General features: G+C 60.0%; 16 protein-coding genes. 12 read left to right on the top strand and 4 right to left on the bottom strand.

Annotated elements, in window-relative coordinates:
• The first annotated feature begins 273 nt into the window (after positions 1-273).
• Positions 274-816, top strand: a complete 543-nt coding sequence (locus tag ACMGF8_RS16300) for a PQQ-dependent catabolism-associated CXXCW motif protein (protein ID WP_416756753.1) — start codon at positions 274-276, stop codon at positions 814-816.
• 47 nt (positions 817-863) lie between these two features.
• Entirely contained in the window at positions 864-1,529 is a 666-nt protein-coding gene (locus ACMGF8_RS16295; RefSeq protein WP_092316068.1) for a response regulator transcription factor, read from the top strand.
• Between the two features lie 409 nt (positions 1,530-1,938).
• On the opposite strand, the gene nahK is transcribed toward ACMGF8_RS16295, so the two are convergent.
• From nahK to ACMGF8_RS16275, 4 genes are all read right to left on the bottom strand, one after another.
• Positions 1,939-4,575 (bottom strand): hybrid sensor histidine kinase/response regulator NahK/ErcS', encoded by a 2,637-nt coding sequence (gene nahK, locus ACMGF8_RS16290; protein WP_416756751.1) that lies wholly within the window; start codon positions 4,573-4,575, stop codon positions 1,939-1,941.
• Positions 4,505-5,668: a nitric oxide-sensing protein NosP gene (gene nosP / locus ACMGF8_RS16285; protein WP_115582043.1), complete on the bottom strand. Its 1,164-nt coding sequence runs from the start codon at positions 5,666-5,668 to the stop codon at positions 4,505-4,507. The genes nahK and nosP overlap by 71 nt, the downstream gene beginning before the upstream one ends.
• 254 nt (positions 5,669-5,922) lie before the next feature.
• The gene (locus tag ACMGF8_RS16280; RefSeq protein WP_416756750.1) at positions 5,923-7,107 is read right to left on the bottom strand and encodes a porin; all 1,185 of its coding nucleotides are present in this window, start codon (positions 7,105-7,107) and stop codon (positions 5,923-5,925) included.
• Between the two features lie 225 nt (positions 7,108-7,332).
• Positions 7,333-8,394 carry an Ldh family oxidoreductase gene (locus ACMGF8_RS16275; protein ID WP_416756749.1) on the bottom strand — a complete coding sequence of 354 codons (1,062 nt, stop codon included), beginning with the start codon at positions 8,392-8,394 and terminating at the stop codon, positions 7,333-7,335.
• Positions 8,395-8,526: 132 nt separating this feature from the next.
• Between ACMGF8_RS16275 and ACMGF8_RS16270 the strand changes: the two genes are divergently transcribed.
• From ACMGF8_RS16270 to hxsB, 10 genes are all read left to right on the top strand, one after another.
• Positions 8,527-9,402 (top strand): MurR/RpiR family transcriptional regulator, encoded by an 876-nt coding sequence (locus tag ACMGF8_RS16270; RefSeq protein WP_060838506.1) that lies wholly within the window; start codon positions 8,527-8,529, stop codon positions 9,400-9,402.
• A 16-nt stretch (positions 9,403-9,418) separates the two neighbouring features.
• Positions 9,419-10,171 (top strand): transporter substrate-binding domain-containing protein, encoded by a 753-nt coding sequence (locus ACMGF8_RS16265; RefSeq protein ID WP_060838505.1) that lies wholly within the window; start codon positions 9,419-9,421, stop codon positions 10,169-10,171.
• An 87-nt stretch (positions 10,172-10,258) separates the two neighbouring features.
• The gene (locus ACMGF8_RS16260) at positions 10,259-10,978 is read left to right on the top strand and encodes an ABC transporter permease (protein WP_060838504.1); all 720 of its coding nucleotides are present in this window, start codon (positions 10,259-10,261) and stop codon (positions 10,976-10,978) included.
• Entirely contained in the window at positions 10,975-11,685 is a 711-nt protein-coding gene (locus ACMGF8_RS16255; protein ID WP_235758576.1) for an ABC transporter permease, read from the top strand. Before ACMGF8_RS16260 ends, ACMGF8_RS16255 begins: the two co-directional genes overlap by 4 nt.
• A gap of 46 nt (positions 11,686-11,731) precedes the next feature.
• Complete coding sequence (locus tag ACMGF8_RS16250) at positions 11,732-12,973, top strand: NAD(P)/FAD-dependent oxidoreductase (RefSeq protein WP_161759779.1); 1,242 nt, start codon at positions 11,732-11,734, stop codon at positions 12,971-12,973.
• A 16-nt stretch (positions 12,974-12,989) separates the two neighbouring features.
• Positions 12,990-13,790, top strand: coding sequence for an amino acid ABC transporter ATP-binding protein (locus ACMGF8_RS16245; RefSeq protein WP_416756746.1), 801 nt, complete (start codon positions 12,990-12,992; stop codon positions 13,788-13,790).
• 2,124 nt (positions 13,791-15,914) lie between these two features.
• On the top strand, positions 15,915-18,050 hold the full coding sequence (locus ACMGF8_RS16240) for a hypothetical protein (RefSeq protein ID WP_416756745.1): 2,136 nt from the start codon (positions 15,915-15,917) through the stop codon (positions 18,048-18,050).
• 432 nt (positions 18,051-18,482) lie between these two features.
• Positions 18,483-18,764, top strand: coding sequence for a hypothetical protein (locus ACMGF8_RS16235; protein ID WP_102861821.1), 282 nt, complete (start codon positions 18,483-18,485; stop codon positions 18,762-18,764).
• A gap of 552 nt (positions 18,765-19,316) precedes the next feature.
• Entirely contained in the window at positions 19,317-19,685 is a 369-nt protein-coding gene (hxsD, locus tag ACMGF8_RS16230; protein ID WP_233789337.1) for a His-Xaa-Ser system protein HxsD, read from the top strand.
• Positions 19,682-21,169 carry a His-Xaa-Ser system radical SAM maturase HxsB gene (gene hxsB, locus ACMGF8_RS16225; RefSeq protein ID WP_416756744.1) on the top strand — a complete coding sequence of 496 codons (1,488 nt, stop codon included), beginning with the start codon at positions 19,682-19,684 and terminating at the stop codon, positions 21,167-21,169. The genes hxsD and hxsB overlap by 4 nt, the downstream gene beginning before the upstream one ends.
• Positions 21,170-21,174: the final 5 nt, after the last annotated feature.

Raw genomic sequence — 21,174 nt, 5'->3', positions numbered from 1 at the left:
CGCAGGACCTTCCAGCGATGCAAAGACCGGCACATAGCTGTGAAGAGAACCCGGTGGACTGTCCTGCTGGACCGCGTCGACAGGTCTAGCGTCTCCTCCGTCGGAATGCCGCCCAAGCCGTTCGCAGCCTGCGGCAGCGGCGACAGACAAGTACAAGAGCGTCACCCAGCCAGGACCTACGACTTTGGTACTGCTTTTGCTGTCGATGGTCGCATTCACAAATGCCCCCGCGCTGGCATGTAATGGGCCCATAACAAGAAGGACAACCCCCTTATGCCCCGTGCCCTGCAGACCCTGGCCCTGCTGTCCCTGAGCCTGACCCTGGGAATGGCCCAGGCCGAGACGCCGCTGTTTTCCGCCGACGGCTATCGCACCAGCCTCTACCGCAGCCCGACGCCCACGCAGATCGAGGTCGCGCAGATCATCGACACCCAGGGTTTGCAGGCCCTGCTCCAGGCGCAACCCAAACCCCTGCTGATCGACGTCTATCGCCGGCAATGGCTGCAAGGCCGCTTCATCGACAGCGAGCCCCACGCCAACCTGCCCGGCAGCCACTGGCTGGCCAATACCGGCGACGGCGAGCTGAGCCCCGAGTGGCAGCGCTACTTCAGCCGCTACCTGCAGCAGCTCAGCGCCGGTAATCGGCAACAACCGCTGGTCTTTTATTGCCGCGCCGATTGCTGGCTGAGCTGGAACGCGGTAAAACGCGCCGCAGCCCTGGGCTATACCTCTCTCTACTGGTATCGCGACGGCCTGGACGCCTGGGAGGCCGCCGGCTTGCCCGTGGTGGCGGCCCAGCCGGAAGCCTTTCCCTGAAGCCGCCAGCGCGCCCCCGCACAATCACAATAACGAGGTGAAAGGCCATGTATAAAATTCTGATAGCCGACGATCACCCACTGTTTCGCGAAGCCATTCACAACGTCATCAGCGACGGATTTCCCGGCAGCGAGGTGATGGAAACCGCCGACCTGGACAGCGCCCTGGCCCTGACCCAGGAGCACGACGACCTCGACCTGATCCTGCTGGACCTGAACATGCCCGGCATGCACGGTCTCAACGGCCTGATCACCCTGCGCAACGAAGCGCCGACCATTCCGGTGGTGATCGTCTCCGCCGAGCAGGACAAGCAGATCGTGCTCCAGGCCATCACCTACGGCGCCGTCGGCTTCATCACCAAATCCTCGGCGCGCTCGCAGATGACCGAGGCCATCGAACAGATCCTCAACGGCAACGTGTACCTGCCGCCGGACATCATCCGCACCCAGAAAAGCCAGCCGGGGCGCCGCAACAGCGAGACCCCGAGCTTCCCCCCGGAACTGCTCCAGGCCCTGACCCGCAAACAGCTTTTGGTGCTGGAACGCATGACCAAGGGCGAATCCAACAAGCAGATCGCCTACACCCTGGACATTGCCGAAACCACAGTGAAGGCCCACGTCTCGGCGATTCTGCGCAAGCTCAACGTGCACAACCGGGTGCAAGCGATCCTCAGCGCCGGGGATATCGATTTCGGCGCCTACCTGCGCCGCTAAACCCTGTAGCCGCTGCCGAGCCTTCGGCGAGGCTGCGACAAGGGCCGAAGGCCCTTCCAGCGATTCTGAAGACCCGCGCATTCATCGCAACCAAAGCCGGAGCGGTGAATCGGATCACGCGGGTTGTTCTGGTGGACCGCGTGGCCAGGGTTGGCGTCTCCTGCGGAGCCGGGCGCAGCCTGCGGCAGCGGCTACACGAAACCTTGCGCGCCCTGCAGGTCCTGTAGCCGCTGCCGAGCCTTCGGCGAGGCTGCGACAAGGGCCGAAGGCCCTTCCTGCGATTCTGAAGACCGGCGCATTCATCGCGACCAACGCCGTGGCGGTGAATCGGGGCACGCGGGTTGTTCTGGTGGACCGCGTGGCCAGGGTTGGCGTCTCCTGCGGAGCCGGGCGCAGCCTGCGGCAGCGGCTACAGGGGGGGCGTCAGCAGGTGGCTGATGGCGGTCTTGAGTTTCATCGGCCGCACCGGTTTGTGCATCAGGGTGTGGCCCAGCTGCCGCAGTTGCTGCTTGAGGTCGTTGCTGTAGTTGGCGGTGATCATCATCGCCGGAATCGCCAGGGCACGGCGGGCGTTGATTCGTGCCACGGCGTCGATGCCGTTCTGCTGGTGGTCCAGGTGGTAGTCGGCAATCAGCAGGTCGGCGTCGGCGCGGTAGTCGTCGACCTGGCGCGCCAGGTCTTCTTCGGACAAGGCGGTGATCACCTGGCAGCCCCAGCCTTCGAGCAGGGTGCGCATGCCGGCGCAGATCGCCGCGTCGTTATCCAGCACCCAGATCCGCGCGCCGTGCAAACGCTCCAGCAGCGCGTCGCCCAGCTCCGGGCGCGGCGCCGGCAAGGGCGCGCTGGCGCTGATGGGTACTTGCACGCTGAACACCGAACCGCGCCCCGGCCAGGAGCGCACGCCGATGCGGTGGCCGAGTATCCCGGCAATCTTTTCCACGATGGCCAGCCCCAGGCCCAGGCCGCGATCCTGGTCGGGGCGCTGTTCTTCGCCGCGTTTGAACTCCTGGAAGATTTCTTCCAGGCGTTCGGCGGCGATGCCCATGCCGCTGTCCCAGACTTCAATCGACAGCCAGTGCCCCTGGCGCCGGCAGCCCAGCACCACGCGGCCCTGGCGGGTATAGCGGATGGCGTTGCTCAGCAGGTTGCGCAGGATCCGCGCCAGCAGCTGGATGTCGCTGCGCACCAGGGCCGAGCACGCCACGAAGTGCAGTTCCAGGCCTTCGCTGCGGGCCACCTGGGCGTACTCGGCGGCGAGGTTTTCCAAAAGTTCGCTCAAGGCAAAGGGCGCGATGTCGGCCTTGATCACCCCGGCATCGAGCTTGGAGATGTCCACCAGGGTGCCCAGCAGGTTTTCCACGTCTTCCAGGGAGTTGCTGACATTGCGCACCAGGGCGCTGCTGGCCTGGGGGTCGCGACGCTCCAGCAAGGCGCTGGTGAACAGCCGCGCGGCGTTCAGGGGTTGCAGCAGGTCATGGCTGACCGCGGCGAGGAACTTGGTCTTCGACAGGTTGGCCCGTTCGGCCTCGGCCTTGGCCTCGCGCAGCCGCGATTCGACCCGGCTGCGCTCTTCGATCTCGCGCAGCAGCTGCTGGTTGAGGGTGGTCAGTTCGGCGGTGCGTTCGCGCACCCGCAGTTCCAGGTTCTGGTAGGCCTGATGCAAGGCCTCGGCGGTGCGCCGGCGTTCGGTGATGTCGCGAATCAGCACGAAAATCCCCACCACTTCGCCATTGGCCAGGCGGTTGGGCACGTAGGAGCGCAGCATGTAGCGCTCCTGGTTGTTGATGTTGGTTTCGGCGAATTCGAAGGTCACGCTCTCCCCGGCCAGGGCCCGTTCCACATAGCTTTCCAGGCGCTGGTAGTGCTGTTCGCTGTGCACCTCGCGCAGGCTCTGGCCAAGCATCACGCCCCGGGGCCAGCAGTACCATTCCTCGTAGACCTTGTTGGTGAACTCATACACCAGGTCGGCATTCAGGTAGGCGATCAGCGCCGGCACATGGTCGGTGATCAGGCGAATCCAGCGCTCGCTCTCGCTCAGGGCCTCGGCGTGCTGGTAGCGCTCGGTGATGTCGGTGAAGGTGTTGACGAAACCGCCGGTGGGTAGCGGATGGGTGCGGATCTCCAGGACCCGGCCGTCGCTCAGGCGCTGCTCGCATTCATGGATCACCCGGCCATTGCCGTCGCGGCTGGCGGGGGTCAGCAGGCTAAGCTCGCTGTCGCCGATGACCTCGGCAAACAAGCGGTGCGCGGCCACCGGGGCCAGCCCGCTGAGTTCCAGGAAGCGCCGATTCCACAGTTCGAGGATGCCCTCGGCATTGACCATGGCCACGCCCTGGGACAGGTTGTCCACCGCCCGTTGCAGCAGGTGGGATTTCTGCGCCACCGCCTGTTCCCGGCGCAGGGTTTCGCTGTGCTTGACCTCGGTGATGTCGGTGAACAGGATCACCCGCCCGCCCTCCCGGGTCGGCCGTTCGCTGACCTGCAGCCAGCGGCCGTTGTGCAGGCGATACAGCAGTTGTTCGTCGCCAGCGCTGCGTGGTTCCTCGCTGAACAGCCCGGTGCTGGTCATCAGTCGGCGCACTTCCGACAGGCGCATGCCGGCCATGATCCGCACCCGACTGTGGCTCCAGAAGGCGCGGAAGCGGCTGTTGAACAGGACGATGCGCTGCTCCTGGTCGAACAGCACGAAGGCGTCGGAAATGCTCTCGATGGCGTCGATCAGGTGCTGGTGCGCCGTCTCGGCCCGCAGCCGCGCCTCGCTGAGCAGATGGTTGCCGGCCTTGAGCTCGGCCATGGCCTGGTTCAGGGCGTCGGTGCGTTCGCGCACCTGCTCGGCCAGCACCACCGAATGCTGGAACGCCGCATAAGGGTCGTTGCCGCGGGTGATGCCAGATTCGACCCGTTCGATCAGCGCCTCGTTGATCCGCCGCAGCTTGCGGTTCTCGCGCTGCAGGCAGTCGAGCTGCGCTTGCAGCTCAGCGGCGGGCCGGAGTTCGACTGCGGGCAATGGCGACCCCGGTGAAGGTCTGGTTGATGTGCATGCCATTGAACTGTTCTCCGTAGGTGTTGAAACCCATCACCCGTTGATCCCGCAAAAAGGCCCCGATCTCCTCCAGGCTGCCGCGATCCTCCAGCTCCAGGCGGCGCAAAAAACAGTCGCAGCCGATGGTCAGCAACAGGCTGCCCAGGCGCTGCTGCAAGCCGTCGAACAGCTGTTGCAGGTTGGGCAGCAAGGGGCCGGGGGTCATGGCGGTGAGGACGATGCCGTTCTCCACCGCGCAGTAGAAACTCAGGCTCAGGTCCGGGTGCACCTGCTGCACCGCGCGCACGTAGTAGTGCTGGTTGATGCGCACCGCCAACGGGTGGGCGGCGAACACCCGGTGGTCGAGCTGCGCCAGGGGCACGCCGATCAGCCGTGCGTACTCCTCGGCGGCCGGTTCCGCGTTCAGTTCATAGACCCGGCGCGAGGCGCTGTCGGCGCCAGTGACCACCAGTTTTTCTTCCCGGGGCTGGATGTGGTGGGTGGTGAACACCTCGAAATCCAGCCAGGTGTTGACCAGCACCACCACCGCCGCGCCGCTGTGGAACTCGCCGCCGTAATACACGTGGGTGTGGGTCAGGTAGTTGTCATCGCCGGCCGAACCGCCGAAATGCGGAATGTCCCCCAGGGCTGCGCTGAGGGCGGCCAGGACCATTTCTTCGCGGCTCGACAGGCCGTCCAGCAGGGTCAGGGCGAAGCTGTTGCCCTTGATCGGCGCCAGGGTGTTGCTGCGGCAGCGGCCCACCAGGCGTTCGACCATCTGCTGGGCGTCGATCAGGCTGAAGTGCTCCATCTGGTCGATCAGCTCGGCGGCGATGGAAAAGTGCCGGTGATCGAAGCCGATGGCGGTCACGCAATTGCGCCCGTAGCCCAGGGGGGTGATTTCCCCGGCGCTGGTGCAGCCCACCAGGGGGATGCCGCCGAAGCTCTGTTGCAGGGCCGGGCCCAGGGTGTGCAGGGGGTATTCGGCGGAGCAGAAAAACAGCACGAAGCCCAGGTGCGGATGCAGCAACTGGCTGGCCAGGTCCTGGGCCACCTGCTGCGGATCGACGGCCTGGGACATGGCACTGACCACGCCCTCGCTCTGGGCTTGCTGCATCGTCGCCTCCGGCGCGGGTTGTCTGAGCAATGAGTGTACGAAGCCGGCCCCCGGGCACGAATGCTACTTGGGTAGCGGGTGGGCAGTTCCATGGGCGTAGGTGCAGGCTTGCCAGCGCAGGCGTCATCCGGGCTGGAGCAAGGCTGGCGGGCCGCTTCGCCGGCAAGCCGGCTCCTACGGGACATGCGGGAGATATGGGGAATGGAGGGGGCGCCGGCCCGGGCGCGATGCGCACGCCAGGGCCGGCGCTGGGGTTACCAGGTCAGCACGGCACCCACAGCGAAGGTGTCGGTGTTTTCGTTCTGCGCATTGGTCTGGCGGCCGTCGATCTCGAACTGGTTGTACTCGGCCACCAGCTTGAGGTTGTCGTTGATGTCGTGGAACAGCGCCACGCCCCGGGTCTGGTAATCGGCGCCGCTGCCGACCACGCCGTTGCCGTCGTCCTTTGTCTTGCCGTAGGACAGCGCCAGGCGGTTCTTGCCCAGTTTGTACGAGCCCTGCAGCAGGTAGCCCTTGCTGTCGACATTGCGCAGGGTGGCCTCGCCGGCATTGTTGGTGAAGAACGGGTTGATGCCCTTGGCCTGGAACCCGGAACCGGTCAGGGACAGGCCGCCCATCTTGGCCTGCAGGCCATAGCCCAGGCCCTTGGAGGTCACCGACTGCACGTTGGGGTCGGTGTTGTCGGAGGTCTGGTAGCTGCCGTTGAGCCAGCTGTAGAACTTGGCCCCGCCCAGGTCGAACTGGTAGGTGACCTCGCTCTCGGTGCGCGGGTTCTTCTGGTAGGCCTTGCCCAGGGCGCTGCTGTCGTTGGTGTCCACCGGGTCGAGGATGCCCACCGCCACCCGCAGGCCGTCCATCACCGGGCTGCGGTAAGTGATCTGCGACGACGGAAAGGGATAGGGGTAACCGCTGCCGATGTTGCCGAACGACACCCCGCCGCCGTCCACCAGCCCCAGGCTGTCGCTGACCTGGCCGTACCCGGCGAGCATTTCATCGAGCAGGATGTTGGAGCGGGCGAACAGGCCAAAGTCCTTGCCGATCAGCACCTCGCCCCACTCCGGGTTGGCCACGGTGCCGTAGAACTGGCGCACGTCGATGGCGGTGTCGGTGCCGTTGGTTTCGCTGTCGTTGATGGTCACCCAGAACGAGGCCCGGGCGCCGAGCTTGAGGTCGTCCACCTGCTTGCCCATGTTGAAGCCCAGGTAGTTGGGCAGAAAGCCCATCTTCACCCGCGCCTGCCGGCGGTCGTACTGCTCGCCGGCGCGGTCGACGTCGCTGTTGACGTAGAAGGCGTTGACGTAGCCGTCGGTGGAAAAGGTGGTCTGGTCCTTGTCGTACAGCATGATCTCGGCTTCGGCGACAGTGCCCAGGCCAAGGGTCGACAGGCCGACGAGCAGGGCCGGAATCAAGGGGTACTGGCAGTTCTTATTGTTATGCATGGCGCGCTCCGCAAACGGGGGACGAAATGTCGGAGGCGATTATCGAAAGGGCCCCAGGGCACTGACAGGCTGCCTTGGAGGCAGATTGCCAGTGCTTTGGAGGGGCTGGCAGGGAGCGGCAAATCCGATCCACGACCGGCCCGCTACCGGGCCCACTACCTGGAGTAACACCAAGGGCTCATGGCCCCGGGTGCGAAGGGATGAAGTCCTTAAGTCGTCGGCCGTTCAGTCGTCGCCCGTCTTATCGTCGCCCGCGAGCGCGCGCAACCGCGCCAGCTCGGCGGTAGCCAGGGGAATGCCGTGCTCCAGCGATTTGGCCCGGGTGCGGTAGCGCCGGTCGCCGGGCATGCGCTCCAGGCCCACGGCCTGCATCTGCCGCACCAGCTCGCCGCTGCGCTGGGCAAAACGCCCGCCGCCCAGGTGGCTGGGGTCGATGACGATCAGCAGTTGCCCGGTCCAGGGCGTTTGCGCCCCGGGGTGTTGCGACCAGTCGAACTCGAAGGAGAAATGGCCACCGGTCAGCGCCGCCGCCAGCAGCTCCACCATCATCGACAGCGCCGAGCCCTTGTGCCCGCCAAAGGGCAGCAAGGCGCCGCCGTCGAGAATCGCTGCCGGATCGCAAGTGGGCTGGCCGTCGCGGTCCACCCCCATGCCCGGCGGCAGCTGCTGGCCCTGGCGCTTGGCGATCTGCACATCGCCGTGGGCGATGGCGCTGGTGGCCAGGTCGAAGACGATGGGCTCGGCGCCCTCGCGGGGGGCGGCGAAGGCAATCGGGTTGGTGCCGAACAGCGGGCGCTGGGCGCCATGGGGCACCACGCAGGTCATGCTGTTGACCAGGCTCAGGGCCACCAGGCCTTCTTCGGCGAAGGGCTCGACGTCCGGCCACAAGGCGGCGAAGTGATGGGAATTGCGAATCGCCAGCACCGCGATCCCGGCGCTGCGGGCCTTGCTCAGCAGCAGCGCGCGGGCCGCGGCCAGGGCCGGCTGGGCAAAGCCGCCTGCGGCGTCCACCGCCACCACGCCGGGGGCCACATCCTCCACTTGCGGCACGGCCTGACCGTTGACCCAGCCACTGGCCAGGGACGACAGGTAACCGGGGATGCGGAACACCCCGTGGCTGTGGGAGCCGTCGCGCTCGGCGCGGGCGCAGTTGTCGGCCAGCACCCGGGCCACCTCGGCAGAGGTGCCGTGGCGAAGAAAAATCCGTTGCAGCAAGTCGGTCAAGGCCGGCAGGTCGAGGTACTCGGCATCAGCCTGCGCCACGGTCGCGTGGTTCGCGTCGGTCATTGCAGCTCCATTGGAATTGTTATTGGAAGGGGCCTGACTATCGCGTCACGCCAGTTAACTGTCAAATGTTGACTTCATGACAGAAAACCTTCATTTTCCGTTTCCAGCGGTCAATAAAAACAAGGAGCGGCCATGAGCCAGCCCATCAAACAACGCCTTGAAAGCAGCTTGTCCAGCGCCACCGCGTCGGGCCGGGCAATTGCCAGCTACATGCTGGCCAACCTCTACGAGCTGCCCTTCCAGACCGCCGCCGACATCGCCGAAAAACTCGGCGTCAGCGAATCCAGCGTCGGCCGGTTCTGCCGCGCCATCGGCTACAGCCATTTCAAGGATCTGAAAAACGACCTGAAGAACGACCTCGGCGAAGGCCCGTGGCTGGTGGGCGACCGCCTGCAGGAATTTCGCCAGCAGCCCAACCCGGCGGCCCAGGGCCTGCCCCGCAGCTTCGAGCTGGAAGTGGCGGCGCTGGTCAAGGTCTACGAATACAGCCTGACCCCGGCTTGGCAGACCGTGGTCCAGCGCCTGGCCAGCCGGCGCCGGGTGTACGTGGCGGGGTTCCAGACCGAGCGCGGCATCGCCGCCTCCATGGTCCACCTGCTGCAATACCTGCGCGACGGCGTGCACCTGGTGGACGGCTCTGCCGGGCATTTCGCCGACGTACTGCTCAGCCCCGCCGAAGACTGCGCCCTGGTGGTGTTCGAGGCCCGGCGCTATTCGCGCCACGCCCTGACCCTGTGCCACAAGGCTCGCGAGGCGGGGATTCCGGTGACCCTGGTCACCGACACCTTCTGCGACTGGGCCGAGCAGAACGCCGACGAGGTGTTCCGCGTGCCCACCGAGTTCAACCTGTTCTGGGAATCCACCGCGGCCATGCTGTCGCTGGTTCACCTCTTGATCAACGAGGTGTGCAAGCACCTGGGCCCCGAGGTGGAAAAACGCCTGGAAGCCACGGCCGCCCTGCATAACGAATTTGTTGGCTACACATCGTCCACCCGCGCAAAACAATAAATAACCGAGGTGCTCCATGAACAACGTCGTCCGCTTCGCCAGTGCCTGCGCCCTGGTCTTCGCCGCCTCCGCGGCCCAGGCCGAAACCCTGAAGATCGCCACCGAAGGCGCCTACCCGCCCTTCAACTACGTGGACTCCAACAACCAGCTGCACGGCTTTGACGTGGACATCGCCAACGCCCTGTGCAAGCAGATGCAGGTCGAGTGCCAGATCGTCGCCCAGGACTGGGAAGGCATCATCCCGGCGCTGCTGGCGAAGAAATACGACGCCGTGGTGGCCTCGATGATCGCCACCGACGAGCGCAAGAAAAAGATCGCCTTCAGCAACCACTACTACCGCACCCCGCTGTCGGTAGCCGTGGCCAAGGACTCGGACATCACCGACGCCCAGACCAACTTCAAGGGCCGCACCGTGGGCGCCCAGGCCTCCTCGACCCAGGCCATCTACGCCGAGGACCACTACGGCCCGGCCGGCGCCGACGTGAAGTTCTACCCGACCCTGGACGAAGCCAACAGCGACCTGGCCGCCGGGCGCGTGGACGGGGTGATCGCCGACAAATTCCCGCTGCTGGCCTGGGCCGAAAGCGCCGGCAAGGACTGCTGCAAGATCATCGGTGACGTCAACGGCACCACCGCCGACGCCTCGATCGCCGTACGCAAGGAAGACAACGCCCTGCGCGAGCGCCTGAACAAGGCCCTGGACGCGATCGTCGCCGACGGCACCTACAAGCAGATCTCCAGCCGCTACTTCGCCTTCGACATCTACTGACCGCCCGCCTTTGCCGCTGCCGTTGCCCCCGCGTTCCCTTGAGCGCGGCGGCGCCCTGCACGGTTCAATCCTCCAGAGGGTTCGCGCATGTTCGAACAGCTGTCACTCCTGTCCTTTGCCAGCGGCGGCTGGGGCTCGGCCCTGCTTGCCGGGGCCCTGGTGACCATCGCCCTGGCCTTGGCCTGCGTGCCCATCGGCCTGCCCCTGGGCCTGCTGGTCGCCCTGGCCGCACGCTCGAAAAACCGCTGGGCGCGGGCCTGGGCCACGACCTTTTCCACGGTGTTTCGCGGCCTGCCGGAGCTGTTGACCCTGCTGATCATCTACTACGGCTGCCAGATCGCCGCGCAGAAGATCCTCGGCGCCCTGGGCTACCCCGGTGAAGTGGCGATCAATACCTTTGTCGCCGCGATGATCGCCTTCAGCCTGGTGTTCGCCGCCTTCTCCAGCGAGATCTGGCTGGCCGCGTTCAAGACCCTGCCCAAGGGCCAGTACGAAGCCGCCAGCGCCCTGAGCCTGTCGCGGCGCACCACCTTCAGCCGGGTGCTGCTGCCGCAACTGACCCGCATCGCCCTGCCGGGGCTTTCCAACAACTGGCTGTCGCTGCTCAAGGACACCTCCCTGGTGTCGACCATTTCCCTGGTGGACCTGATGCGCCAGACCAACCTCGCGGTCAGCGTGACCAAGGAACCCATGCTGTTCTACAGCGTGGCCTGCTTGGGCTACCTGTTCTTCTCGGCGCTGTCGGGGCACCTGTTCAGCTTTCTTGAACGGCGCTTCAACCGTGCGCAACGGAGCCTGCAACCATGAGCCTGGATGACCTGCTGAACCTGTTCCTCAACCAGGACCTGCTGGAACGCTACGGCCCGCGCTTTATCGACGGCCTGCTGGTGACCGCCAAGCTGGTGGCGATTTCCTTCAGCCTGGGCGCCGTGCTCGGCCTGCTGATCGCCCTCGGGCGGCTGTCCAGCAATCAGTTGCTGCGGCGCTTCACCGGGGCCTACGTGTACTTCTTTCGCGGCTCGCCGCTGCTGGCCCAGCTGTTCATGCTGTATTACGGCCTGGGCTCGTTCAAAGGCTTCTGGCAGGACGTGGGCCTGTGGTGGTTCTTCCGCGATGCGTGGTTCTGCACCCTGCTGGCCTTCACCCTGAACACCGCCGCCTACCAGGCGGAGATCCTGCGCGGCAGCCTGCTGGCCGTGGCCCAGGGCCAGCGCGAAGCCTGCAAGGCCCTGAGCCTGTCGCGCTGGACCGCGTTTCGCAAAGTGATCCTGCCGCAGTCGCTGCTGATCGCCATCGGGCCTCTGGGCAACGAGCTGATCCTGATGATCAAGGCCAGCGCCATTGCCTCCCTGGTGACCATCTACGACCTGATGGGGGTGACCAAACTGGCCTTCTCCCGCAGCTTCGATTTCCAGATCTACCTGTGGGCCGCGGTGCTCTACCTGCTGATCGTCGAAGTGGTGCGGCGCAGCCTCAAATACCTGGAAGGCCGCCTGGGCCGGCACCTGAACTGAACCCTTTAGCGGGCCGCCGCGCGGCCCCTGTCATAAGGACCCAAACATGCATTGCCAAACCTTAGTTCTGGGCGCCGGAATCGTCGGCGTCAGCAGCGCCCTGCACCTGCAGGCCCGCGGCCGCCAAGTGGTGCTGCTGGACCGCCAGCCCCCGGGCAACGGCACCAGCCACGGCAACGCCGGGCTGATCGAACGCGCCAGCGTGATTCCCTACGCCTTCCCTCGGGAGGTGACCAAGCTGGTGCGCTACGGCCTCAACCAGCAATCGGACGTGCGCTACAGCCTGCGCCACCTGCCCAAGGCCGGCCCCTGGCTGCTGCAATACTGGCGCCACTCCTCGCCCAAGGGCCTGGCCGCCGCCACCCGCGCCATGCTGCCGCTGATCGAACGCTGCGTCACCGAACACCTGGCCCTGGCACGCCCGGCCAACATGCTGGAGCTGATCGCCGACGGCGGCTGGCTCGAAGCCTTCAACGACCAGCAGGCCTTCGACTTCGCCCAACGCGCCGCCGCCGACCTGCGGGACTACGAACTCAACTACCGGGTACTGGACCGCGCCGAACTCTTGGCCCTGGAACCCGGCCTGCACCCCGACATCGTCGGCGGCCTGCACTGGCTCGACCCCAAGACCGTCAGCGACCCCGGCGGCCTGACCCGCGGCTACGCCGAACTGTTCAAGCAGCGCGGCGGCCAATTCGTCATCGGCGATGCCCTGACCCTGACCCAGATCGAAGGCGGCTGGCAGGTGCAGAGCGAACTCGGCCCGATCACCGCACAGGAAGTGGTAGTCGCCCTGGGCCCGCAAGCCAGCGGCATCTTCGAGCCCCTGGGCTACCGCATTCCCCTGGCGATCAAGCGCGGCTACCACATGCACTACGCCGCCCTGCCCGGCACCCGCCTGCAGCACCCGATCCTCGACCCGGTGGGTGGCTACGTCCTGGCACCGATGGTGGGCGGCATCCGCCTGACCACCGGTATCGAATTCGCCGACCGCGACGACCCGATCAACGAAATCCAACTGCGCCGCTGCGAAGCCCTGGCCCGAAACTTCTACCCCCTGGGCGAGCGCCTCGACGCCGAACCCTGGCTGGGCCGCCGCCCGTGCCTGCCGGACATGTGCCCGGTGATCGGCCCCGCCCCGCGCCACCCCGGCCTGTGGTTCAACTTCGGCCACGCCCACCACGGCCTGACCCTGGGCCCGGTGAGCGGCCAACTGCTGGCGCAGATGGTCACCGGCGAAACGCCCTTTACTGACCCCACCCCCTACCGCGCCGAGCGCTTCAACTGACCGACGGAGAACCGCCATGCAGACCCAGACCGCCCCGCTTCCCGCCGCATCCGAAGCGCCTGCCCGCCCCGCTGCCGACCCGCGCGAAGTGGTGATCGATATTGCCGGGGTGAACAAGTTCTACGGTGCTTTCCATGTACTGCACGATATCGACCTCAAGGTGCGCCAGGGCGAACGCATCGTCCTCTGCGGGCCTTCCGGCTCCGGCAAATCCACCCTGATCCGCTGCATCAACCGCCTGGAGATTGCCGAAAAAGGCCAGATCCTGGTGGACCGCACCGACCTCTCGCAAAACACCCGCGAAGCCGCCCAGGTGCGCAGCCAAGTGGGCATGGTGTTCCAGCACTTCAACCTGTTCCCGCACATGAGCGTGCTGGACAACTGCACCCTGGCACCGATCACCGTGCGTGGGTTGTCGCGGAAAAAGGCTGAAGAACTGGCGCGGGGGTTTCTGGCCAAGGTGGGGATTGAGAATCAGGCGGATAAGTACCCGAGCCAGCTGTCTGGTGGGCAGCAACAGCGCGTGGCGATTGCCCGGGCGTTGTGCATGGAGCCGAAGATTATGTTGTTTGATGAACCGACCTCGGCGCTGGACCCGGAGATGGTGAGTGAGGTGTTGGATGTGATGGTCAAGCTGGCCGGGAGTGGGATGACGATGCTGTGTGTGACCCATGAGATGGGGTTTGCACGGCAGGTGGCGGAGCGGGTGTTGTTTCTCGATGGTGGGCGCATCGTTGAAGACGCGCCGCCTGAGGCGTTTTTTGGGGCGCCGAAGAGTGAGAGGGCTAAGGCGTTTCTTGCGCAGATTGTGCATTGAGATCGAACCCGATTCGTTACCACGGGTGCGGCAGCGACCTACAACGAATCTGGTTGGAAGGCCACAGTGAGCATGGGGCGCGGCGAGCTTACTGTGGCGAGGGAGCTTGCTCCCGCCCGAGCGGTCGGCGTCCCGGCGCGCAGCGGTCGTAAAACCTGAGGTTGCAGTCTTTTTGGTGTACATATCCATTGCTGCGGTAACGGCGGCTTATGGTTCCGCTCTTACAGCGGGTCACTTTGGAAAAGCCCCAAAGTAACCAAAGGGCTCCTGCCCCTCCACTCGGTGCCTCGCCTAGGCTCGGCATACCCTCACTCCGGCATTGATCCGTGGGCCGCCGCAATGGGCCATCCATGGCCCAGTGCGGCTAACCCGGCGTCCTGCCGGGTTACCCACGGCTCAATGCCTGCGTTCGGCCATCGTGTCTAAAGGGGCAGAAAGATCAAAAGCCAAAGCAAGAGCAAAAGCAGATGGCGGCCTACCGGCCGGCCTGTTTTATTGCCGTTCGCGTTCCTTGTAGCCGCTGCCGAAGGCTGCGAACGACCGCGAAGCGGGCGCAGCGATCTCAAGGGTGGCTAACTATCCGACTCCCCCCCTCAATAGCCCCAAAATCTACCAGCTCAAGAAGAAGGTACCCCACCACAACACCTAGGACAGTCTCTAAGCATCCCCGCCACTAAGAATGAGCAAAAGGGTAAACAACAAACCGAAAAATTATGCATTGCAGTAATCACGGCACAAAGTAAACGGCCATTAACTATTTTTGTGGCGGCCAGCTATCGACCAAGAACAGACCTAGTTCCCATTGGTTTTTGGACTAGCTTCCAGAAAGTGCCTAAGATCACATTATGAAATTTTATGACTTTATATTCAGACCATGAAAGTCGAGTTCCAGGGAGACACGTACGATCCGTATGTTTTTTTCAAACTCAGCGACCTCAAGCATGACACTTTAGAGCTCCAGTTCGTACCGACTTCCGTTCGATAGTCAAAAGCTTGGATACCTGCCGAGCAAGCACGAAAATTCATCATCGCTTTCAAGAAGGTGAGCTACTTTACACCGCATAGAAATGCTCAAAACACAGTAGGTAGAGATGAGGGGCTCATACCGTCGGTGTAGTCCTCACGACGCATCAACAGAAGAGTCTCACCTCACGGACATCTTCCGTCCGGACTATCACATAGTGTGTTCAAGCCAGACCTAGTGGATACAAGCAAATTATACGGAGCGTACAATAGTCTGCTGATGAGCCAGAAGTGATGACCTACATATAGCCATTTCGAAGCAAATAAGTTTCTTTTTGACTGTCTGTCTCGGGCTGCAAATCCATCTTAATCGATGTGAAATAATTTTGTTTTTTAGCCCCCCCATAGACTGCCGCCCTTAGATTTGATAGCGTCTAGCCATGATCTCTTTGAATGCAAAAATTCAAAAACTGCGCCCCATCCTCAATCAAAAAAACCTCACTACCTCAAGGACTAGACGAGTGATAACAGCAAATTTATTTATCGACTGGGACTCAGCTTCTCGAGTAGCTCGAATAAAGCCCAGAAGCGATATGCCGTTACAGCTACGACTTTCCTGTACTAAGCAAGCATTCACCGAGCTCCAGGATAGGATAATAAGCAAGCTAGCAGAACTTGAGCCAAAGTCACCCATTAAAATATTAAAATCTAGAATTTATCATGGATGGCATAGAGGCAAGTCTCCATCCGAAGATAAAATCGCATGGGATCAACTTAGAACTCAGCTGAAAGCGATATCCAGAAATGGGATCTCCTATTTACCTGATATAGAATTTGGGAATGAGCTTATATGCAGAGGATCTCGAAGTCCTATTTTTGACACTTTAAGGCCAGATCGAAGCAATCCTGGTTCTTCAAATCAAAAAATGGTAGACACAGCTCTTGTTTCCGACCTCCTAAGTTTTTGTCGATCTGAGAGTAGCAGTTTCAAAAGAAATGAAAAACCCAAGACTTTGGCCATAGTTGTGGGTGACGATGATGATCTATTACCAGGTGTATTTGTTGCTGAAGCCTGGGGATTACCAACATATGTCTTTCGGATAACGCGCGATCACGACAACAAGCATTTAAGTACAGACGGAATAATTCATAGGATTTGAAATGAGCATAGCGCAAGCAATTGAAGACATTAAACTATTCTGCGATCCATTCACCGAAATCGCACAAAAGCCTGTAGCTGGAAAGAAAAGAATAATACTAATCCGGAACGGAAGAGAGCTAACGTTCGACATAGACGTAGAGACAGGGAGAATTTCTGCAAAACATAAAAAAGCAGAATACAAAGACATAAAAACACTTATTGCCTCAAGTGAATTTTCAGACATAAAAAGATTTGCAGAAACCCAAAAAAGACTTTTTTCTCAAACAAAAGAAAAGCCTGTAATTGAGTCAGTAATAAGCTATAGCGGCAATGACATACTCGCAAAAGATCTTGATAGCAATATAAAAATAGCGGATGGAAAGGTAACTTTGGTTTTACTCGACGGCCCAGCCGGAGTAGGTAAAACATTCCAAATAACCGAATTAGCTAAAGCTCAATATCAAAAATTCCTCTCAGACAACACCAGCCCTCCTGTAATTATTATATCTAGCAGCGGACGTCGTTTATCTAATTTTAAAGACGTACTTGCGGCCACTACCCAAGAGATGGGTGCATCCTTCACAGGTGCGCACGTTCCTATGCTTGTTAGGCATGGTTTATTAATTGCGGCAATTGATGGCTTTGATGAACTCGTAGACGCTGATGGTTACGAGGACTCTTGGCGAGCGCTAAAGGACTTCATTGAAGAAATTGGAAACTCTGGAAAGGTAATACTGGCTGCGCGAGACACTTTCCTGGACGAACAGGAACTAATATCTCGAATTAGTACCGAAAACAAAGATGCGATTGACCTAAAGCTTGCACACATAAAACTTGCAACCATTGAAACCGCAGTCAAATATCTCTCAAACTCAAAATGGAAGCCAACCGACCTAGGCCAAGAAATCACAGCAGATATATTCTCCAGTAACAGCTACGCCTTACGCCCTTTTTTTCTCAGTGTTTTGAGAGATGCCGGCGGATGGTCGAATGTGCACTCGGAAGGTTTTCGCTCATTTTTAGTAAATAATTTAATTGAACGCGAGTCAAAAATACTTTCAAAAACCTTTGGCGGCTTAAATAGTGAAGAAGTGGTATCAAGCTTAAACTTACTCTTTGAAGAAGTATCGTTGGAAATGGCTACACGGGAAAACAATCTAATTGAAATAGATCACTTAGCCTTCCTAACAGACTATTGCTTCAGTGATTTACTTGACGACAGTTCCCGCCGAAAACTAACTCACAAGTCCGGTAGCATTTCGCTTCTAGAGACTTCGGATATCAAGGACAAAAGAAAATTCCCTCATACGGAGGTGCAATATTATTTCCTAGGTAACGCGCTGGTCGCGCAGCTAGCAAAAAAAACTATCCCCAGCGTACTTCGCAGAACTATTCTCAGCGCCGAGCATCTTGAAGTTTTTGCAGAAGCTTTCACACAAGCAGAACAAACTGCAAAAAATGCAATGGATTACTTGTATGCGACGATTAATGGAGACTCATCTAACGATGGTCTGGCGTCTAACGGTGGGGCAATGGTGCTGCTGAGTTTTGCCATGGGCCTTACTGACCGAATTGACTACCTTATAGTAAATGACGCAACTTTTGCAGGTGGTTCCCCAAGTGGTGCACTTCAAGACCTCACGATAAGTCGGCTAGATATTTGCGGGAGCGATGTTTCAAACGTTGTCTTTGAAAAAGTCAAAGTCGGAACTCTTGTAGTGAATGAATTCACTATGTTTGGCAGTAGCATACCAAGCATCGACGCACTAGAAATTCGTGGCGAGAGTTCTCGTGTCGAAAGAGATCCAGGCGAAATTGAAGTTTTCATTCGTAATCACTTTGCCGATACAGATACGGGAAAACTCAGAGAGCACCCAGCGGTTTATCTGTTAGAGAAAGTTGCTCGTAGATCGGTCAGATATTGCTATCTCCGGGATGGAGACGATGATGAGGGATCATTCATGCTCCGAGATGAACACTGGCCACTTGTTAAAAGTGTTCTGCTTGCTCATGGTCGAATGGAGGTCAAAAAAGGCAAGCCAATGCACGGCAGGCCAGCAGCACTAATGAGAATTAAGCGTCCAATTGAGCTACTCGACTTTAAGTCTTCGGAAACCTTGAGAATTGTGGAGCAGTTAATTCAGGAAGCCATATAACTTCACTAAGAATTTTCACGTAAGCTTTTGGCCAATAGATGTCAGCAATGAAGACAGCTATTGGCTGAAAGCTATTTTTCTTACACCCATCTAAAAAAGAACGTATTCTAAAACATCTTTATAACCTTACTGCAACCACTGGTGCCGCTAGACACAACCACTCAAACATCCTCTTCAACACCCCGTTGCCCGTTCTCACTCTCCGCCCCTATAGTCCTTCCCACGCAGCGACATCCGCGGCGACCTTGGCCGGTCGAATTACAACGCAGCATCAGCGTCCACAACACCTTTGCAGTCGCCTTTCCGGTGCCCGCGACAGGATGTTATGACGGTTGTGCGCGGTGATTCTCCGGTGGTCATAGGCGCGCACAGCGGTCATTTTCTTCGTCGTCGGCAGCCCAGGTGATTGCTCCATAAACAGGAGCTGTACCGATGATTGACCAGCCACTCTCGCGCTTTACCGCCGTCGACACCCACGACGCCAACCAAGCCGTCTTCTACCTCGACACCCAAGCCTCTCTGAGCGATCTGGCCAGCAGTGCGGCCCATCGTTTCACCGTGGTGCGGGATCTGATGGACACGCTGTCCACGCTTAACCTGAAAGACATTGCCGACTGCGACCTGACGCGGGTCACCCGAGGGGTGCATCTGCTCACCCGGGAGGGCTGCGCGGTGCTGGAGGTGATTCAGTGGCGAACAGCGCAAGAGCCCTGAACGCCATTGAACTCAAGAAACGCGTAAAACGCGCTTGGCTTTGCCCCGGCCTTTGATCTGGCTTTGGCTTTTGATCCTGCTTTTGATCTTGATCTTCCTGCCCCCTCCAGAAGGCCGAACGCAGGCGTTGCGCAGGGGGCAGCTCGGCATGGATGCCGAGCTAGCCGCCATCAGGCCATGGATGGCCTGTGGCGGCGTGCCCCCGGAGCAATGCCGAAGTGAGGGAACGCCGAGCCTAGGCGAGGCGCCGGATGCGGGGGCAGGAGCCCTTTGCTTACTTTGGGGCTTTTCCAAAGTGAGTCGCTGTAAGAGCGAAACCGCTAGCCGCCGCACCCGCAGCAACGGATATATCCCCAAGGCCCACAAAAAGCGTGCCGTGTCGAAGGTAGCTCCGCGTCATCGTTGACGAGCTTCGCTGACAGCCGGCATCTACAGGGAAATCGCTGATTCACAGCTGCCGTTCGCAAGGCCGCCTGGCTGGGACTTCATTAAATCCAATCGATTGCAGTCAAGAACGCGAGCGCAGAAATATTTTAAAGAAAGCTTCGACGAATGATGGCCAATCGCCCAGGAACTCGGCAAAATCCGCACACTCTTCAGGGTTTTCAAGGATTGATGTTGATGACATGGCCAGTCACTCTGCACCTCAGCGACACCGCATACCCTCTCAGCGCAGCACAAAGAACCGCCTATAGCTTGGCCGCTGAATTGGCTATTCAGATCACTCCTGAGCCTGGTTTTATCAACCTCACGATCTACCCTTCCAGCGCCCAAACAGCCCTCTCTATTGATCACGCACGGGCGCTAGTTCTCCAGCATCTGAATGACTTTGCTTTACGTGACCACATCCATAGTGAAACGGCTGGATTGCGAGAAGTCTTGGCACGTGCCGCACTCACTGGATGTGGGTTGCCTCAATGACCTTGATAGCCACCGAAACCCAAGGTTATCGCCTCCTGCCATTTCGCTTCATGCGTATGAGTTCAGGGAATGAACGGGATATTTTGCTTACTTCGGAAACAGGCGAATACCTCCATGTCACCGATCCACAACTTCGAGATCTAAGTTTTAAGCGCGTACAGCCAGGAACCTCTCTATACAAGGATCTACTCGCTCGTCATTTTATTTACGAGCCAGATCAACACGATCCAATTCCGGAGATGGCGGCGCAGTACCGCAGTCGGAAAGACTTCCTCCTGCAAGGTCCTGCATTACACCTGTTTGTGGTGACTCTGCGTTGCAACCATACATGTCAGTATTGCCAAGTATCACGTGCACCTTTGGGTGGCTCTGGACATGACCTTTCCGAAGCAGATGCACGTGCTGCCGTAGACCGCATGTTCGAGTCGAACGCTCGAGCCCTCACGGTAGAGTTCCAAGGTGGCGAACCTCTATTGGCCTTTGAACGCGTCCGCCAGATCATCGAATGGATAGTGGAGCGGAACGTCGTGGAACAGCGCGATATCCAATTCGTCATCACAACCACACTTCATCACTTGACCGAAGAAGTTCTCGTCTTCGCCAAGAAGCATCACATCCAGTTTTCTACTTCGCTCGATGGACCGACGTCATTACACAACGCTAACCGCCCCACTCCCTCCCGAGACTCTTATGAACGAACCCTCGACGGCATTCGTCGCGTCCGCGAATACCTAGGCCATGAAGCTGTCTCGGCTCTAACGACGTTAACAGCGAGGAGCCTTGAGCAACCAAGAGCGATCATCGACGAGTATGTAGCCCAGGGGTTTTCCAGTATCTCCCTTCGCCCCTTAAGCCCCTACGGTTTCGCTTCGAAGAGTGCACAACGGCTGGACTACTCGATGGAACGTTATTTGGTGTTCTACAAGGAAGCGCTGGCTTACCTGCTGGAAATCAATCAACAAGGTGTGTACTTGTCAGAGAGCTACGCAAGTCTACTGTTAAAGAACATCCTGACGCCTTTCTCATCTGGCTATGTCGATCTGCGCTCACCTGCCGGTGCCGGCACCGCAGCCTTGGTTTATAACTACGATGGCTACGTGTACCCATCTGACGAAGCAAGAATGCTGCTGGAAATGGGCGAGGATGGTTTGCGTTTAGGCAGCGTGCATCAGCCGTTAGCCGAGCTACTACGCTCACCAGTCATGGAAGCATTGCTAGCAAGTGGTGTTGCCGAAACACTACCGGGCTGCGTGGATTGCGCACTCGTCCCCTATTGCGGCGCCGACCCTGTGGAACACTTCGCACGCCAAGGCGATCCGATTGGTCACCGTGCCTTCAGTAGCTTCTGTAAGAAAAATCTAGGACTACTTCAACATCTATTCGAACTATTGAGAGATGGCGGCGATGATATCCAACGCGTCTTGCTTTCCTGGCTAAATCGTCGCGCCTACTCCGAAGTCCTCTTCCCTGGGTATCGAGGGTAGGAACG

The sequence above is a fragment of the Pseudomonas sp. BNK-7 genome, assembly GCF_048072025.1.
Lineage (GTDB): Bacteria > Pseudomonadota > Gammaproteobacteria > Pseudomonadales > Pseudomonadaceae > Aquipseudomonas > Aquipseudomonas danubii.
Note: the sequence above shows the minus strand (reverse complement) of the source record. Positions and strands in the feature narration are given on the sequence as shown.

Coding starts and splice junctions, on each gene's coding strand:
- ACMGF8_RS16300 (WP_416756753.1), top strand. CDS start 274: ATGCCCCGTGCCCTGCAGACCCTGGCCCTGCTGTCCCTGAGCCTGACC.
- ACMGF8_RS16295 (WP_092316068.1), top strand. CDS start 864: ATGTATAAAATTCTGATAGCCGACGATCACCCACTGTTTCGCGAAGCC.
- nahK (WP_416756751.1), bottom strand. CDS start 4,575: ATGGCATGCACATCAACCAGACCTTCACCGGGGTCGCCATTGCCCGCA.
- nosP (WP_115582043.1), bottom strand. CDS start 5,668: ATGCAGCAAGCCCAGAGCGAGGGCGTGGTCAGTGCCATGTCCCAGGCC.
- ACMGF8_RS16280 (WP_416756750.1), bottom strand. CDS start 7,107: ATGCATAACAATAAGAACTGCCAGTACCCCTTGATTCCGGCCCTGCTC.
- ACMGF8_RS16275 (WP_416756749.1), bottom strand. CDS start 8,394: ATGACCGACGCGAACCACGCGACCGTGGCGCAGGCTGATGCCGAGTAC.
- ACMGF8_RS16270 (WP_060838506.1), top strand. CDS start 8,527: ATGAGCCAGCCCATCAAACAACGCCTTGAAAGCAGCTTGTCCAGCGCC.
- ACMGF8_RS16265 (WP_060838505.1), top strand. CDS start 9,419: ATGAACAACGTCGTCCGCTTCGCCAGTGCCTGCGCCCTGGTCTTCGCC.
- ACMGF8_RS16260 (WP_060838504.1), top strand. CDS start 10,259: ATGTTCGAACAGCTGTCACTCCTGTCCTTTGCCAGCGGCGGCTGGGGC.
- ACMGF8_RS16255 (WP_235758576.1), top strand. CDS start 10,975: ATGAGCCTGGATGACCTGCTGAACCTGTTCCTCAACCAGGACCTGCTG.
- ACMGF8_RS16250 (WP_161759779.1), top strand. CDS start 11,732: ATGCATTGCCAAACCTTAGTTCTGGGCGCCGGAATCGTCGGCGTCAGC.
- ACMGF8_RS16245 (WP_416756746.1), top strand. CDS start 12,990: ATGCAGACCCAGACCGCCCCGCTTCCCGCCGCATCCGAAGCGCCTGCC.
- ACMGF8_RS16240 (WP_416756745.1), top strand. CDS start 15,915: ATGAGCATAGCGCAAGCAATTGAAGACATTAAACTATTCTGCGATCCA.
- ACMGF8_RS16235 (WP_102861821.1), top strand. CDS start 18,483: ATGATTGACCAGCCACTCTCGCGCTTTACCGCCGTCGACACCCACGAC.
- hxsD (WP_233789337.1), top strand. CDS start 19,317: ATGATGGCCAATCGCCCAGGAACTCGGCAAAATCCGCACACTCTTCAG.
- hxsB (WP_416756744.1), top strand. CDS start 19,682: ATGACCTTGATAGCCACCGAAACCCAAGGTTATCGCCTCCTGCCATTT.